The sequence below is a fragment of the Xylophilus rhododendri genome, from assembly GCF_009906855.1.
Taxonomy (GTDB): Bacteria; Pseudomonadota; Gammaproteobacteria; order Burkholderiales; family Burkholderiaceae_C; genus Xylophilus; species Xylophilus rhododendri.
In genome coordinates this window covers 3,820,877-3,836,795 of record NZ_CP047650.1, presented here as the reverse complement: position 1 = coordinate 3,836,795, position 15,919 = coordinate 3,820,877, and the positions used below count along the sequence as shown (strand labels likewise).

Genomic DNA, 15,919 nt, shown 5'->3' with positions numbered 1-15,919 from the left:
AAGACCATGGCACTGCTCGAAGTCGAGAACCTGCGCACCCACTTCCGCAGCCGCGGCAAGGTCAACCGCTCGGTGGACGGACTGTCCTTCGAGGTCGACGAAGGCGAGACGCTCGCCATCGTCGGCGAGAGCGGCTGCGGCAAGTCGGTCACCGCGATGTCCATCATGCGGCTGTTCGACAAGGGCCAGAGCGCCAGCGACGGCGCGATCCGCTTCCGCGGCCGCGACCTGTTGAGCCTGTCCGAGCGCGAGATGCGCGCCATCCGCGGCAACGAGATCTCGATGATCTTCCAGGAGCCGATGACCAGCCTGAACCCGGTGCTGACCATCGGCTGGCAGCTCACCGAGACGCTGCGGCTGCACCAGAAGCTTTCGAAGCCCGCCGCGCGCGAACGGGCGCTGGCCATGCTGAAGCTGGTGCGCATCGCCGAGCCGGAGCGGCGCATCGGCCAGTATCCGCACGAACTCTCGGGCGGCATGCGCCAGCGGGTGATGATCGCCATGGCGCTGGCCTGCGAACCCCAGCTGTTGATCGCCGACGAACCCACCACCGCGCTCGACGTGACGGTGCAGGCGCAGATCCTCGACCTGCTGCGCCAGCTGCGCAGCACCATGGGCTCGGCCATCATCCTGATCACCCACGACCTGGGCGTGGTGGCCGAGATGGCCCAGCGGGTGGTGGTGATGTATGCCGGCCGCAAGGTCGAGGAGGCCAGCGTGGCAGAGCTGTTCGCCCGGCCGCTGCATCCCTATACCCAGGCGCTGCTCAAGTCGATGCCGCGCCTGTCCAGCGAGGGCGGCGCCGAAAGCGAACAGGCCCGGCTGACCGAGATCCCGGGCGTGGTGCCGGCGCTGGTCGACGAGATCCCCGGCTGCGTCTTCGCCCCGCGCTGCGCCTTCGCCGTGGAACGCTGCAGCCGCGAATGCCCGCCCCTGCTGGCCGAGGACGGCCATGCCGTGGCCTGCTGGGAAATCCGCCGCACCGCCGAGGCCATCGCATGAACACCACCATCGCTCCCGTGCTCCAGGTGCGCGACCTGAAGAAGCATTACCGCGTCGATACCGGCCTGTGGTCGCGCCGCTCGCCGCCGGTGCATGCGGTGGACGGCATCAGCTTCGACATCGCCCGCGGCGAGACGCTGGGCCTGGTCGGCGAATCGGGCTGCGGCAAGTCCACCGTGGGCAAGCTGATCCTGCGCCTGGTCGACCCCACGGCCGGCAAGCTGCATGTGGCCGGCGTGCGCATCGACGGCATGCGGGCCTCGGCCATGCGGCCCTACCGGCGCAACATGCAGGCGATCTTCCAGGACCCGTATTCCTCGCTCAACCCGCGCATGCGGGCACGCGAGCTGGTGGCCGAGCCGCTGCGCAATTTCGGCGGCGGCGACGAGGCCGCAATCCGCCAGCGCGTGGCCACCCTGTTCGAGCAGGTCGGCCTGCGGCCGGACCAGATGGAGCGCTTCGCCCACGAGTTCTCCGGCGGCCAGCGCCAGCGCCTGGTGATCGCCCGCGCGATGGCGCTGGAGCCGGGACTGATCATCTGCGACGAGGCGGTCTCCGCGCTGGACGTCTCGGTGCAGGCCCAGGTCATCAACCTGCTGGGCGACGTGCAGAAGCAGATGGGTGTGTCCTATCTCTTCATTTCGCACGACCTGGCGGTGATCGAGCACCTGTGCCACCGGGTGGCGGTGATGTACCTCGGCCGCATCGTCGAGATCACCGACAAGCGCTCGCTCTTCGCCCGCCCCCTGCATCCCTACACCCAGGCGCTGCTGTCGGCCGCGCCGGTGCCGGACCCGACCCGCAAGGTCGAACGCATCATCCTCGACGGCGACGTGCCCAGCCCCATCCACCGGCCGAGCGGTTGCCACTTCCACACCCGCTGCCCCTATGCGATGGACCGCTGCCGGGTGGAGGAGCCGCTGCTGCGCGAGCCGCGGGCGGGGCATCGGGTGGCCTGCCACCTGGCGAGCTGACCCTTTCGGGCTTTGCGGCCTGAGACCGCCTCCTGCACGCCTTTGCTATCCTGCACATCCGCAAAGTTTCGTGCCGACCGGCCCTACGCGTCATGCCCGCATTGAAATCACTCGTCATCGAAAACTTCGTCGCATTCCAGCAGCCGCTGGAGTGGCGGCAACACGCTTCGCTCAATGTGATCATTGGCGAAAACGATACGGGCAAGACGCATCTGCTGAAGCTGCTGTACTCGATGAGCCGGGCCATCGAGGACTACTCCAGGAAACAGGCTGGTCCCGAGCCCAAAGACCTGCCCGAATTGCTCGCACAGAAACTGCGCTGGACTTTCCTGCCACAGAAAATGGAACTGGGACGACTGGTGACGCGTGGTTCGGGCAATCGCCTGAGCGTGGACTTGAGCTGGAACGCCGCTGGACGCTTGAAATTCGCCTTCGGTAAGGACACGGTGAGCAGGATCGTCGAACTGCAGACCCATGGCTTGCCTGCACTCCATGGCAGCAAGGCGACCTTCCTGCCACCCAAGGAAATCCTGTCGATCTTCGATGCGATCGTGGCGACACGCGAGACGGTCGAGATCGCCGCTTTCGACGACACCTATTACGACCTGGTGCAGGATTTCCGGCAGCCTACGACCTCGGGCTCGCTGCAGGCCAACATCAAGAGGGCCCTGGCCCACCTGGAGGACGTGACCGGCGGCGGCGAGGTCGAGATGGAAAAGGACGGCAACATCGTCTTTCGCCGCGGCAAGGAGACGTTCAACATGCACCAGACGGCCGAGGGCATCAAGAAGATCGGCATCCTGTCGCGGCTGATGCGCAACCGCCGCCTGACACCGGCGGGCGGCTGCATGCTGTTCGTGGATGAGCCCGAGGTCAACCTGCATCCCAAGGCCATCGTGCTGTTCGCGGAGATGCTGCACGAATTCGCACAGTCCGGGATCCAGGTGTACCTGACGACGCACAGCTACTTCCTGCTCAAGCGCCTGGAGCAGTTGGCGCGCGAAAACCAGGCGGACTACTCCCTGCTGGACTTGCGAAAGCAGGAGGGGGCAGGCGTTGTCGGCATGGTGACCATGCTGGCCGAAGGCTTGCCGGACAACCCCATTGTTGCGGAGTCGCTGCGCCTGTTCGATCTCGACGTGCAACTGGACCTGGCGGGCTGAAGACGTGGCGGAGTACTTCGAATCCGGCCTGCGCTTGGATTTGCCGGCAGGCCGGCATTTCCGGTTTTCGGATCTACCGGCTTACCGCTTGCTGAGCGGCCGCAAGCTCAAGGAGATGGACTTTGCCTGGATCGACACCGGCAAGTTGTTCCTGCTGGAAGTGCGCAGCTTTGTGCAGATCGCTGGCACTCTGACGGATGCCGATCTGGTACCGGCCAAAGGACGGCCCGCGCCCTTTCGCTTCGACGCTTTGATCGACAAGATCACAGATTCGGTCCTGATGTTGCTGGCCGCGTGGGCCGATACCACCTGGGGCCGGCAGTTGAAGGCCGAACTGCCCGCCGCGGCACAGGCCACGATGCCGCTGAAGCTGGTGGTCGCGATTGAACTTCCGGCCACGTTGACCGTGCATCTTCAAGGCCTGCGCGACGCCTTGAATGCGCGCCTCAAGGGACGGGTTGCGTTGGCGGATGTGAAATCCGTGGCCCTGATCGATTACGGCAGGCTGATCAGGGAGCCGGCGTTCAAGGGCATGGCGACCGCCCACCCTTGATTGCGCACGGCGCGATCTCAGTACAGCAGCTCCCCCTGCAAGGCCTCGTCCAGCGGCCAGATCGGCCGCTGCACCCGGCTGTACGCGATGCGGCGGTAGTCGTCGCGCACCAGCAGGCCGTCGGTGTGCACATGCACCACGCCGCCGATCAGCTGGCCGAAACCGGCCATGAAATGGTTGCTCGACTTCAGCACCAGCAGGCGCTTGCCAGCGATGTCGATGCCGAACTGGCTGAACAGCTCCGGCCCCAGCGCCTGGGTGCGGCTGCTGTTGATCACCACCTCCACGCCGCCGATGCGCACCGCCGCCGCGTCGCCCAGCGTGGTGCGGGCCGGGCCGTAGGTCTGCCAGGCGTCGCGCACCAGGGCCAGCACTTCCACATCGGCATCGACCGGCGCGCCGGAGATGGTGCCGGTCTTGCCGCCGAAACGCAGCCTGAAGCGGGCGCCGACGCCGGCCGAGAAGCAGTGGCGCACGGCCATCGGATCCCACAGCGGGGCCAGGGCGGCGTCGGTGATGCCGCGCTCGATCAGCCGGTGCAGGATGCTGGTGTTGTCCGCCGGTGCGCCGCCGCCGGCGTTGTCGGCCGCATCGGTCACCACGATGGGCGCGCTGGCGGTGGCGGCGCGGGCCAGGGCGGCGTCGAGGCCGGCGTCGATGCCGAGGAAGGCCGGCGTGGTGCGGCCGCGCAGCTGCATGAACTGCCGTCCTACGCGTTCGGCCATGGCATCGCCCGCTGCCTTGTCGTCATCGGCGATCACCAGGATGCGGGCACCCAGCTCGGGCACGTCGCCGTAGGGATAGCTGTGGCCGATGGAGATCGACAGGATGGGGCCCTGGTTCTCCAGCGTCTTCACGTAGTCGACGAAGGCGCGCATCTCCGGGTGGGTGGTGGGGAAGCTGCCGAGCTGCTTGCAGTCGTACACCGACATCACCGGCCGCGCGGCGCCGCGCACGATCTTCAGCACGATCTCGATCAGCTCGCGCGCCGCCTCCATGGTGTCGGTGTGCGGATATTCCTTGTACATGACGATGGCGTCGGCCTGCCGCACCCGGCGCAGGGTGAGGTGGCAGTGGGGATCGAGTTCCACGCCGAGCACGCAGCCATCGCCCACGATGGCGCGGGCGGCATCGATCAGGTCGCCCTCGGTGTCGTCATAGCCGTCGGCCACCATGGCGCCGTGCAGGCCGAGCACCAGGGTGTCCAGCGGCATCGCGGCGGCGATCTCGCGCAGGATGGTGTCGCGCATGAACTCGTAGTCCTGCCGGTTGGTGATGCCGCCCGGGCTGGCGAAGAAGCAGCTGCCCTCCACCAGCTCGAAGCCCTCGCGCGCGGCGAACTCGCGGGCCACCACCAGCTGGGCGGTGCACTGCATGGGGATGTCGGCCGGATGCTCGCCGGGCGCCACGTAGACCGCCTCGCGGTAGTCGTCCAGGCTGGTGAACATCGGCGAGAAGGTGTTCGACTCGGTGCCCAGGGAGGCGGTGAACATGCGCATGGCGGACTTTCTGGCGAGGGTGGTTCTGTTCAGAGCGGAGCGAGCGAGCGCGGGTCGGCCAGGTGGCCGGCCACCGCGCTGGCGGCCACGACGGCGGGGCTGGCGAGATAGATCTCGGAGTCCTGCGCGCCCATGCGGCCGGTGAAGTTGCGGTTGGAGGAGGACACGCAGGTCTCCCCCGCCCCCAGCACGCCCAGGTGCAGGCCGGCGCAGGCACCGCAGCCGGGCGGCGTGACCACGCAGCCGGCGGCATGCAGCACTTCGATGGTGCCGTCGCGCAGCGCCTCGCCGTAGGTGGCCGACGAGGCCGGCGTGACGATCATGCGCACGCCGGCCGCCACCCGCCGGCCGCGCAGCACCTCGGCGGCGGCGCGCAGGTCGTCAATGCGGCCGTTGGTGCAGGAGCCGAGGAAGGCCTGGTCGATGCGGATGCCCGAGAGTTCGGACAGGGGACGCACGTTGTCCACCGTGGGCGGGCAGGCCACCATGGGCGAGACGGCGGCCAAGTCGAGTTCGACGGTGCTCTCGTAGACGGCGCCCTCGTCGGGCCGGCCGGCCTGCGCGTCCACCGCGATGCCCAGGGCATCGAAGAAGCGTTGCGTGACCGCGTCGAAGGGGAACATCGCTGCCTTGGCGCCCAGCTCCACGCCCATGTTGCAGAGCGTCATGCGCTGCGGCATGTCGAGCCCGGCGGCGCCTTCGCCGTGGAACTCGATGGCGCGGTAGGTGGCCAGGCGGGCGCCATGCCGGCGCAACAGCTGCAGGCAGACGTCCTTGGCGGTGGCGCCCGCGCCGAGCCGGCCGTGCAGCACGATCCGCAGCGTGGCCGGCACGCGCAGCCAGATGCGGCCGGTGGCCCATACATAGGCCGTCTCGCTGGCGCCTATGCCGGTGCCGAAGGCGGCCGCCGCGCCCAGCATGGTGGTGTGCGAATCGGCATTGAAGACCAGCTGGCCCGGCCGCACGATGCCGCGCTCCATCAGCAGCTGGTGCGAGATGCCGCTGCCGATGTCGAAGAAGTGGGCGATGCCGTGCTCCGCCACGAAACGCCGGCCGCGTGCATGCACGCCCGCCATGCCGATCTCGCCGGCCGGGGCGTAGTGGTCGTATACCAGGCCGAGCCGCGCCGGATGCGCCGGGCGCCGCACGCCGGCCTCCTGGAGGTAATCGATGATGGGGCCGATGGCGTCGTCGGGCGTGAAGCACCAGTCGGGCTGCACCACCGCGAAGTCGCCGGCCTTCAGCGGCTGGCCGGCGGCGCGCGAAAGGGCCTTCTCGGCCAGGGTCATGGGCGCGTGGTTCATGCGGCCTGCCCCCGCAGGTGGCCGAGCAGGCCGCCGTGGCGCAGGATGTCGAGCAGGGGTTCGGGCAGGGGCGCGAAGCGCAGCTCGCCGGAAGCCATGCGGGCGATGCCCGCTTCGAGGTCCACGGCCACCTCCTCGCCGGCCAGCAGGCGATCGGCCAGGGCCTCGCTCTCGATCACCGGCAGGCCGGTGTTGATGCAGTTGCGAAAGAAGAGCCGCGCGAAGGAACGGGCCACCACCAGCCGCACGCCTGCATGGCGCAGGGCCGTGGCCGCCTGCTCGCGCGAGCTGCCGCAGCCGAAGTTCCAGCCGGCGGCCAGCACCGCGCTGGAGCGGGCCTGCGCGTTGGCGGCCTCGCCCAGGCCTTCGAGCACATGGGCGGCCTGCTCCTGCGGCGCTCGCAGCGGCATGTAGCGGGCGGGATAGATCAGGTCGGTGCTGATGTCGTCGCCCACCGTCATCACCCGGCCGGCGAGCTGCAGGGCGAGGGTCATGGCTGCGGCGGGCCGTACCGGCGATCGAGCTCGGCCACGCCGGCCAGGCCGATCAGGTCGTTGAACTCGTCGAAGCTGCTCATGCGGTCGGTGACGGCGGCATAGGTGCCGGTGCGCGCCACCTCGCCGTACACCTCGAGCAGGGTGCGGGTGACGGCGAAGATGGTGTCCGGGCACAGCAGGAACTTGTAGCCCATGGCCTTGACTTCCTCGGTCGTCGGCAGTGGCGAGCGGCCGCCGTAGGCCCAGTTGAAGACGGTCGGTTGGGCAAAGGCTGCCGGCACGGCGCGGGCCTGCTCCAGGGTCTCGGGCGCCTCCAGGAAGATCACGTCGGCGCCGGCCTCGCTGTAGGCATGGGCGCGCTCCATGGCGGCCTCGAAGCCCTCCACCGCGATCGCATCGGTGCGGGCGATGACCACGAAGTCCGCATCGCGCCGGGTATCCACCGCCGCGCGGATCTTGGCCACCATGTCGCGCGCCGGCACCACCCGTTTGCCGCGCATGTGGCCGCAGCGCTTGGGCGAGACCTGGTCTTCCATCTGCACGCCGGCCACGCCCACGCGTTCGAGTTCACGCACCAGGCGGCCGGTGTTGAGGTGGTTGCCGTAGCCATCGTCGCCGTCGCAGATGATGGGGATGTCGACCTGCGCGGTGATGGAGCGCGCCACGCCGACGATCTCCGGCAGGGTGAGATAACCCACGTCCGGCTGGCCGAGCAGCGCCGCCGAGACGCAATAGCCGCTGACATAGGCCACCGGCAGACCGGCCCGCTGGGCGAGCCTGGCCGAAAGCGCGTCGTAGGTGCCTGCGAGCGGCACGATGGCATCGCCCTGCATCAGGGCCCGGAGCTTGGAAGCCTGTGTCATGTTGGATTCAGGTGATGGGGTTTTCAGTCGGCGTGCTCGGCCTGGAGCATGGTGTCGTCGTGCGGATCGACATGGGTGGCCGTCTGCAGCGAGTCCTGGCGCAGCGACATGCGGTAGCCCATGCAGTCCCAGCGGAAGGAGGAGACCAGCCGCAGCATCGGCTTCCGGCGTGCATCGAAGAGCACGCGCTCCAGCCGGAACACCGGCTCGCCCGGCGCCAGCGCCAGGCATTCGGCCAGCTCGGGCGGACAGGGCGCGGCGCTCAGCACCTGCTCGGCGCTGGCCGCCACCTTGCCCTGGGCGCGCAGCAGGTCCACCAGCTGCCGGTGGCCCAGCGACTCGGCATCGACCAGCTGGCCGAGCGGGCGCGGCAGGTGCACCGAGGTGTGCACGATGGGCTGGTCGCCGCGCGAACGCAGGCGGGTGATCCAGAGCACCTTCTCGGCCGGACCCACGCCCAGCGTTTCAGCGATCTCTGCCGCAGGCTTGATCCATTTGAAACCGAGCACCCGGATGACCAGGCCGGCCGAGCGGGCCAGGGTGGTCTCGAGTTCGGTGCTGAGGTCGATGACGGTGGGCGGCAGGCTGGGGACCACGCGGGTGATGCGGCCGCGGTTGCGCTCGACCAGTCCGGCGCGGGCGAGTTCGTCGAGGGCGCGGCGCACGGTGATGCGCGACACGCCGAAGCGCTCGATGAGCGCGCTCTCGCTGGGCAGGATGCCGGCCTGGTCGTAGCGGCGCGCGGTGATCTCCTCGCGCAGCGTGGTCAGCACCTTCTCGTACAGGGGCACCCGCGCCACCTTCGCGGCGGGCTCGGGCACACGAGGCGCTTTCGTCTTCAAAACCATCGGGTCTCCATGGCTCCCGGCCTGCGGGGAATGGAGGCGATCTTATCCTTGTTATAACAACTCAGTCAACGCGGCGCCGCCGCGCAGCCGGCTCAGAGATGGCCGGCGCTGGAGGCCGATACCGCGGCCACCGCCGGGGCCTTGTCCTTGGCCATCGCCACGCCCGAGGTGACGGCCAGGTCCGGCCTCACGCCCAGGATGCGCAGCGTCTGCTGCACCACCTGGCTGAACACCGGCGCGGCCACCTGGCCGCCGAAGTACTTGCCGGCGCTGGGCTCGTCCACCATCACCGAGACGATGATGCGCGGCTTGTCAATCGGCGACATGCCGGTGTACCAGGCGCGGTATTTGTTGCTGGCGTAGCCCTTGCCGACCTGCTTGTGCGCGGTGCCGGTCTTGCCGCCGACCGAATAGCCGTCGGTGCGCGCCAGCGGCGCCGTGCCTTCGGGCGAGGCGGCCAGGTGCATCATCTCGCGCACCTCGCTGGCGACCAGCGGCGAGAACACCTGCACGCCCTGCGGCGGCGCATCGAGCTTCAGCACACTCACCGGTATCACGCTGCCGTCGTTGGAAAACGCCGTGTAGGCATGGGCGATCTGGAACAGCGAAGCCGAGAGGCCGTAGCCATAGGACATGGTGGCCTGCTCCACCGGCCGCCAGGTCTTCCAGGGCCGCAGCCTTCCGCTGACGGCGCCGGGGAAGACGGTGTCGGGCTTGCGGCCCAGGCCGACGGCGGAGAACGAGTCCCACATCTCGTGCGCCGACATGCGCTGCGAGATCTTGGTGGCGCCCACGTTGCTCGATTTCTGGATCACGCCCTGCACCGTCAGCACGCCGAAGTTGGCGTCGTCGTGGATGGTGGCGCCGGTCACCACCACCGAGCCCGGGTTGGTGTCGATGATGGTGTTCGGCTGCACCCGGCCGAGCTGCAGCGCCGTGGCCACGGTCAACGGCTTCATCGTGGAGCCGGGCTCGAACACATCGGTCATCGCCCGGTTGCGCAGCTGCTCGCCGGTGAGGTGGCCGCGGTCGTTGGGATCGAAGCTGGGGTAGTTGGCCATGGCCAGCAGCTCGCCGGTATGGGCATCGACCACCACCACGCTGCCGGCATGCGCCTTGTTGGCGACCACCGCGTCGCGCAGCTTCTGGTAGGCGATGAACTGGATGCGGTCGTCGATGCTCAGGGCCACGTCCTGGCCGTCGACCGGCGGAACTTCCTCGCCGATGTCGTCCACGATGCGGCCGATGCGGTCCTTGATGACTCGGCGCGATCCGGAGGTGCCTGCCAGGCGCTGGTTGAGGCTCAGCTCCATGCCCTCCTGGCCGATGTTCTCCACGTTGGCGAAACCCACCACATGGGCATCGCCCTCGCCGGAGGGGTATTCGCGCTTGTAGTCGGTGCGCTCGTAGAGGCCGGGTACGTGCAGGGCGGCGATGCGGTCGGCGATGTCCTTGTCGACCTGGCGCTGCACCCAGACGAAGCTGCGATCGGGGTCGCCCAGCTTCTTCACCAGCTCGGCCTTGGGCATGGACAGCAGCCGGGCCACCTGCTCCAGCTTGGCGAGCACGGCCGGGTCGTCGGTCTCCACGTCCTGCGGAATCGCCCAGATGTCGGGCGCCGGCACGCTGGAGGCCAGCACCAGGCCGTTGCGGTCCAGGATGCGGCCGCGGCTGGCCGGCAGCAGCAGGGTGCGGGAGAAGCGGATCTCCCCCTGGTGGATGAAGAAGCGGTTGTTGAACACCTGCACATAGAAGGCCCGGCCCGCCAGCACCGCGAAGCCGGCGGCCATGACGGCCAGCAGGAATTTGCTGCGCCAGACCGGCGTGCGGCTGGCCAGGAGCGGGCTGGTGGAGAAATTGAGGCCGCTGCTTTGTCCGCGGATGTGCATGGTGAAAACTTCAATGCCGATGGGGATGTGAGCGCTTGAGTGCGTGTGATGCCGGAAGTTCGATGCGGCGACGGACTTTTGCTGGGCCGTTGTTTGTATGCCCTCGATCAAATACAAATGATTCCTATTGAAGATGTTTGTATATGCTCCCGCGCTGGCCGGATACCGACCGCCTACCAACCTTTGCATCACCGCCGCCATGCGAAACGAAAACCACTACAACAAACGTTTTGGCCTGAGCGCTCTGTCCATCGCCGTGCTGACGGCCCTGGGCGCGAACGCGCAAGCTCAAACCCTGCCCGCCGTCAATGTCCAGTCGGACCAGGAGCACGGAGCCAACTACGCGCCCGCGTCCAGCACCACCGCCGCCAAGATCGACGCGCCGCTGCGCGACATCCCGCAGTCGGTGCAGATCGTCACCCAGGAAGTCATGCGCGACCAGGGCGCGCGCAGCGTCACCGACGTGATGAAGACCATCCCCTCGGTGGGCCTGGCCACCGGCGACGGCCAGCGCGACGCGCTGGTGATCCGCGGCTTCACCGCCCTCTACGACATCCTGCTCGACGGCGTGCGCGACGACGCCCAGTACTTCCGCGACCTCTACAACATCGAGCGGGTGGAAGTGATCAAGGGCCCGGCCGCCGCGCTCTACGGCCGCGGCTCCTCGGGCGGCCTGGTCAACCTGATCACCAAGAAGCCCGGCTTCACCAACAGCGGCGAGATCGGCTACACCACCGGCAGCTATGGCCTCAAGCGCGCCGACTTCAACCTCAACCGCGCCGTCTCCGACACCCTGGCCCTGCGCCTCGATGGCGCCGTGGAAGACTCCGGCAGCTACCGCCCCAACGCCTACATCAAGAGCCAGTCCTTCTCGCCCAGCCTGCTGTGGAAGGACGGCAGCCAGAGCCTGCTGCTGCAGTACAACTACCAGAACCAGGAACGCTCGATCGACTTCGGCGTGCCCGGCTACAAGGGCCGGCCGGCGGATGTCTCCTCCAACGCCTACTACGGCTCGCTGCACGCCTTCCCGCTGGACCATGCCAACTCGCGCGTCGAGAGCAGCACCGCCCAGTACAAGAACCGCTTCGGCGACGGCTGGGCCTTCACCGACACCCTGCGCTACTACGAATACACGCTGGACCGCCGCCACACCCGCGTCGGCTCGGTCAACGACAGCGGCGCGGTGCCGATGGCGCTGGTCTCGCGCGGCTCGGTGCAGCGCTTCGAGCACGGCTGGTTCAACCAGAGCGAGATCACCAAGGACGTCACCATCGGCGGCCTGGAGAACAAGCTGCTGGTCGGTATCGAGGTCGGCGAGCAGAAGCGCTACCAGGAGATCAACAACGCCGCCACCAACACCGCCGCCATCAACGCCGGTTATGCCTTCAGCACGCCGCTGTTCGCCCCGGTGCCGCGCGATTTGCCCAACGCCGTGCCGCTGGCCAACGCCAGCGGCCCCACGGCCGGCATGACCAGCAACCCCACCCGCAGCCTCTACGCCCAGTCGCTCACTACCTGGAGCCCGACGATCAAGACCATGGTCGGCCTGCGCTACGACAGCTTCGGCCAGAAGTACGACGACCGTCTGCCGGCCAATGCCGACCTGTCGCGCACCGACCGCAACTTCTCGCCGCGCGTGGGCATCGTGTGGCAGCCGAACGCGGTGCAGAGCTACTACGCCTCGGTCACCAAGTCCTACCAGCCCTCGGGCGAGGCCGGCCCGCTGGCCACCAACAACGCCGACCTGAAACCCGAGCAGACGGTGAACCTGGAGATCGGCTCCAAGACCGACCTGTTCGACGGCGCCGCCTCCTTCACCGCCGCGCTCTACCAATTGACGCGCAGCGACGTGAAGTACACCGACCCCATCCTGAACAAGCTGGTCAACGTGGGCGAGCAGCGCTCGCGCGGCGTGGAGCTGACGCTGTCGGGCCAGGTGCGTCCGGGCTGGCAGGTCATCGCCGGCTACTCCTACCTGGATGCCGAAGTGACCAAGGGCGTGGGCACCATCACCGCGCCCTTCAGCTCGGCCGTGCCCACGCCGCTGCAGGGCAAGGTGCTGGCCCTGGCGCCCAAGCAGACCTTCAGCCTGTGGACGCTGAAGTCGGTCGACTCCTGGGTGCACGGCGTGCAGGTGGGCGCGGGCCTGATCACCCGCAGCTCCAGCTATGCCAACGTGGACAACGCCGTCGTCATGCCCGGCTTCGCCACGGTGGACCTGGCCGCCTACTGGCGTCCCACGCCCAAGGGCTGGAGCGCCTCGGTCAACCTGAAGAACGCCTTCGACAAGCACTACTACCTGTCGGCCAACAACGACGTGGGCATCCTGCCGGCGGCGCCGCGCACCATCGAGGTGTCGGCGCGCTATACCTTCTAGGAGGCCAGCAGGGCGGCCGAGGACAGGGCCTCGGGCTCGGTCTCGGCGGCGCGCTGGATGGTGTCCAGGCCGCGCCGCAGGTGGATGTCGAGTTCGGCCAGCATCGCTTCGAGGTCATCGCCCAGGGCGAGCTGCAGGAACCTCGCGTGGTTCTCCTCGAAGTCCACCTTCGGCCCGTGCGAGATCTGGCAGACGGCGAAGCCCAGCTGGATCTTCTGCGTCATCTGCTGCCAGATGGCCGGCATCATGTGGTTGCCGCAGCGCTCGTAGACCAGGCCGTGGAAATGGGCCTCGGCGCGGATCTCGGCCGGCAGGTCGTCGCGGTGCACCGCCTCCATCATCAGGTCGAAGCGCGACTGCATCTCGGCGCGGAAGGCGGCGTCGCGCCGGTCCCAGATGCGGGTGTAGGCCTCGCGCTCCAGCACCCGGCGCACCTGGTAGACGTCGCGGATCAGGGCCTCGTTCATCTCGGTGACGAAGGCGCCGGCGTAGGGCCGGTTCACCACCAGGCCGGATTCGATCAGCTCGCGGATGGCCTCGCGCAGCAGCCCGCGGCTGACGCCGAACTGCGAGGCCAGGCCGCTCTCCACCAGCTGCGTGCCCGGCGGAATCTGCCCGGCCAGGATGGAGCGCCTGAGCGCCAGGACGACATGGTCGCGCCGCGTGACGGCGGGCACCGGTTCGAAGGTGGGAAGTCCGGACATGGCTCCAGTCGGGTTCAGCTGCGCAGGGAGAAGCGTTTCTCCAGCCGGGATGCAAGATAGGCGCCCGGCCAGATCAGCACGAAGTAGATCACCGCCACCGCCGTCAGCACTTCCAGCGGCCGGTAGGAGGTGGAACTGATGGCGCGGCCCTGGTACATCAGCTCCTGCACCGTGATCACCGAGGCGATCGAAGTGTTCTTGGCCAGCTCGATCGCCCGGTTGGTGAAGGCCGGCAGCATACGCGCCAGCACCTGGGGCACCACCACCCGGCGCAGGATCTGCGCGGGCAGCATGCCGATGGCCCGGGCGCCTTCCCACTGGCCCTGGTGGATGGATGCCAGCCCGCCGCGGAAGATCTCCGAGCAGTAGGCCGAGGCGTTCAGGATCAGGCCGGCCAGCGCGGCGGTCATCGGGCTCAGCTGCCAGCCGGTGAGGATGGGGAAGGCGTAGAAGAACCAGATCAGCTGGATGATGACCGGCGTGTTGCGGAACACCTCCACGTAGCAGCGGGTGATGGCCTTCACCGCTGCATGCCGCGAACGCGAGCCCAGCGACAGCACGAAGCCCCAGGCCATGGAGCAGGGAAAGGCGATGGCCCACAGCAGCGCCGTCATGCCCACGCCCTTGAGGAGCGCCGGCCAGTTCTGCAGCACCGGCGTGAAGTCCCAGGTGAATTCCATGGTCAGCCCGCCGCCTGGAGGATGGAGCGCGAGAGCCGGGCCTCCAGCAGATGGGCCAGCAGGCTCAGCGTCAGGAGGGTCAGGAAGAAGATGAGGGCCACCGAGGTATAGACCTCCAGCGGCCGGAAGGTGATGGAGTTGACCTGCATGGCCTGGTACATCAGGTCGGAATAGGCCAGGGTGGAGGCCAGCGCCGTGGTCTTGATCAGCTCGAAGGAACGCTCCAGGAAGGGAGGCAGCATACGCACCGTGGCCTGCGGCAGGACCACCCGCCGCACCACCTGCCAGGGCGTCATGCCGATGGCGCGTGCGCCCTCCCACTGGCCCCGGTCGATGGAGACCACGCCGCCGCGTATCACCTCCGCATAGAAGGCGCCCGATTGCGTGGACAGGGCGATGATCGCCGCCGCATAGGGATCCAGGCTGATGCCCAGCAGCACCGGCAGCCCGTAGAAGGCCCAGAAGAAATGCACCAGCGGCGGCGTGTTGCGATAGAACTCGGTGAACCACAGGGCAGGACGGGCCAGCCACGCGCGGCCCGACAAACGCTTGGCCGCCAGCAACGCGCCGATCAGCACGCCCAGCACGATGGCCACGGCGGCGATCTTCAGGGTGCCGAGCACACCGGCCAGCAGCATGTCGCGGTGCTCCCACACCGCGCCGAAGTCCCATTCGTAGTTCATCGTGCCGGCGCCCCTTGGCTTAGCGTTCGAGCAGTTCTTTGGTCACGCCGGGCAGTTGCGCGGCGTCCAGGCCCTTGGTCTTCAGGTACTGCGCGTACAGCTCCTGCGTCTTGCCGGACTTGTAGAGCCTGTCGAACTCGCCATCCAGGAAGGTGCGGAAGGCCGGATCGGATTCGCGGCGGATGCCAGCGCTGGTCGGCAGGGCCACCACCGGCTGCGGGATCTGCACCTTGCCCTTGTGGATCTTGGAATACGCGATGACCAGGGCCGGGTGGTAGAAGGCGATGCCGTCCACGCGGCCGGACATGAAGGCGGCGATGGTCTCGTCGGTATTGGTGAAGCGCTCGATCTTCGCCTGCGGCAGGCGTTTGGTCAGGTCGCGGTCGGTGGCGGTGCCCAGCGCCACGCCCAGGCGCACATCGGCCTTGTCCAGGTCGGCCCAGTTGCGGGCGACCAGGCTGTCCTTGGTCAGCACGCCCTGGGCATACCAGAGGAGGGGCGTGGTGGGGAAGTCGATGGCCTTCTTGCGTTCGTCGGTGGCGTCGAGCACGAACATCACGTCGATCTGGCCGGACTGCAGGGCCGCCACGCTGTTGCCGTAGGTGGTCTCCACCGGGGTCAGCTTCACGTTGAGATCCTTGGCGATCTCGCCGCCGATCATCATGCCCAGGCCGGTCCAGGTGCCGGTGCCCGGATCGCGGAAGTACCAGGGATCGCCCTGGGCCACGCCGATCTTCAGCTCCTTGGCGTCCTTGACCTTCTGCAAGGTCGATTGCGCCCAGGCCTGGGCGCCGCTGCAGGCCAGCACCGCGGCCAGGCCGCCGATGAGCAGTTTGCGGAGTGCGAAATCGAATGGCTTCATGTCGTCCCTCTTCCAGTCAGT

15 protein-coding genes are annotated in these 15,919 nt (G+C 68.1%); 5 read left to right on the top strand and 10 right to left on the bottom strand.

What is annotated here, in order from left to right; all coding sequences use genetic code 11:
• Positions 1 to 6 precede the first annotated feature (6 nt).
• The 4 genes from GT347_RS17735 (at position 7) to GT347_RS17720 (ending at position 3,692) form a co-directional block, all read left to right on the top strand.
• Positions 7 to 1,002: an ABC transporter ATP-binding protein gene (locus GT347_RS17735; RefSeq protein WP_160553467.1), complete on the top strand. Its 996-nt coding sequence runs from the start codon at positions 7 to 9 to the stop codon at positions 1,000 to 1,002.
• Positions 999 to 1,976: an ABC transporter ATP-binding protein gene (locus GT347_RS17730; protein ID WP_160553466.1), complete on the top strand. Its 978-nt coding sequence runs from the start codon at positions 999 to 1,001 to the stop codon at positions 1,974 to 1,976. Before GT347_RS17735 ends, GT347_RS17730 begins: the two co-directional genes overlap by 4 nt.
• A 92-nt stretch (positions 1,977 to 2,068) precedes the next feature.
• On the top strand, positions 2,069 to 3,139 hold the full coding sequence (locus GT347_RS17725) for an AAA family ATPase (RefSeq protein WP_160553465.1): 1,071 nt from the start codon (positions 2,069 to 2,071) through the stop codon (positions 3,137 to 3,139).
• Positions 3,140 to 3,143: 4 nt separating this feature from the next.
• Complete coding sequence (locus GT347_RS17720; protein ID WP_160553464.1) at positions 3,144 to 3,692, top strand: hypothetical protein; 549 nt, start codon at positions 3,144 to 3,146, stop codon at positions 3,690 to 3,692.
• Positions 3,693 to 3,709: 17 nt separating this feature from the next.
• On the opposite strand, the gene GT347_RS17715 is transcribed toward GT347_RS17720, so the two are convergent.
• The 6 genes from GT347_RS17715 to GT347_RS17690 form a co-directional block, all read right to left on the bottom strand.
• The gene (locus tag GT347_RS17715) at positions 3,710 to 5,191 is read right to left on the bottom strand and encodes a M81 family metallopeptidase (protein ID WP_160553463.1); all 1,482 of its coding nucleotides are present in this window, start codon (positions 5,189 to 5,191) and stop codon (positions 3,710 to 3,712) included.
• 29 nt (positions 5,192 to 5,220) lie between these two features.
• A complete protein-coding gene (locus GT347_RS17710; protein WP_160553462.1) occupies positions 5,221 to 6,495 on the bottom strand; it encodes an aconitase/3-isopropylmalate dehydratase large subunit family protein in 1,275 nt (424 codons plus the stop codon).
• Positions 6,492 to 6,989 carry a LeuD/DmdB family oxidoreductase small subunit gene (locus tag GT347_RS17705; RefSeq protein ID WP_160553461.1) on the bottom strand — a complete coding sequence of 166 codons (498 nt, stop codon included), beginning with the start codon at positions 6,987 to 6,989 and terminating at the stop codon, positions 6,492 to 6,494. The genes GT347_RS17710 and GT347_RS17705 overlap by 4 nt, the downstream gene beginning before the upstream one ends.
• Positions 6,986 to 7,855 carry an isocitrate lyase/PEP mutase family protein gene (locus GT347_RS17700; RefSeq protein WP_160553460.1) on the bottom strand — a complete coding sequence of 290 codons (870 nt, stop codon included), beginning with the start codon at positions 7,853 to 7,855 and terminating at the stop codon, positions 6,986 to 6,988. The genes GT347_RS17705 and GT347_RS17700 overlap by 4 nt, the downstream gene beginning before the upstream one ends.
• A gap of 23 nt (positions 7,856 to 7,878) precedes the next feature.
• Positions 7,879 to 8,703, bottom strand: coding sequence for a GntR family transcriptional regulator (locus GT347_RS17695; protein WP_160553459.1), 825 nt, complete (start codon positions 8,701 to 8,703; stop codon positions 7,879 to 7,881).
• 92 nt (positions 8,704 to 8,795) lie between these two features.
• Complete coding sequence (locus tag GT347_RS17690) at positions 8,796 to 10,592, bottom strand: peptidoglycan D,D-transpeptidase FtsI family protein (RefSeq protein WP_160553458.1); 1,797 nt, start codon at positions 10,590 to 10,592, stop codon at positions 8,796 to 8,798.
• A gap of 199 nt (positions 10,593 to 10,791) precedes the next feature.
• Here GT347_RS17690 and GT347_RS17685 point away from each other — a divergent pair, with 199 nt between their 5' ends.
• Positions 10,792 to 12,969, top strand: coding sequence for a TonB-dependent receptor (locus GT347_RS17685; RefSeq protein WP_160553457.1), 2,178 nt, complete (start codon positions 10,792 to 10,794; stop codon positions 12,967 to 12,969).
• Here the strand turns inward: GT347_RS17685 and GT347_RS17680 are convergent.
• The 4 genes from GT347_RS17680 to GT347_RS17665 are packed head-to-tail and all read right to left on the bottom strand — an operon-like array spanning position 12,966 to position 15,898.
• Entirely contained in the window at positions 12,966 to 13,673 is a 708-nt protein-coding gene (locus GT347_RS17680; RefSeq protein ID WP_160553456.1) for a GntR family transcriptional regulator, read from the bottom strand. The two genes, GT347_RS17685 and GT347_RS17680, sit on opposite strands and share 4 nt — an antisense overlap.
• A 14-nt stretch (positions 13,674 to 13,687) precedes the next feature.
• Positions 13,688 to 14,353: an amino acid ABC transporter permease gene (locus GT347_RS17675; RefSeq protein ID WP_160553455.1), complete on the bottom strand. Its 666-nt coding sequence runs from the start codon at positions 14,351 to 14,353 to the stop codon at positions 13,688 to 13,690.
• Positions 14,354 to 14,355: 2 nt separating this feature from the next.
• The gene (locus GT347_RS17670) at positions 14,356 to 15,036 is read right to left on the bottom strand and encodes an amino acid ABC transporter permease (RefSeq protein WP_160553454.1); all 681 of its coding nucleotides are present in this window, start codon (positions 15,034 to 15,036) and stop codon (positions 14,356 to 14,358) included.
• Positions 15,037 to 15,055: 19 nt separating this feature from the next.
• The gene (locus GT347_RS17665) at positions 15,056 to 15,898 is read right to left on the bottom strand and encodes a transporter substrate-binding domain-containing protein (protein ID WP_160553453.1); all 843 of its coding nucleotides are present in this window, start codon (positions 15,896 to 15,898) and stop codon (positions 15,056 to 15,058) included.
• Positions 15,899 to 15,919: the final 21 nt, after the last annotated feature.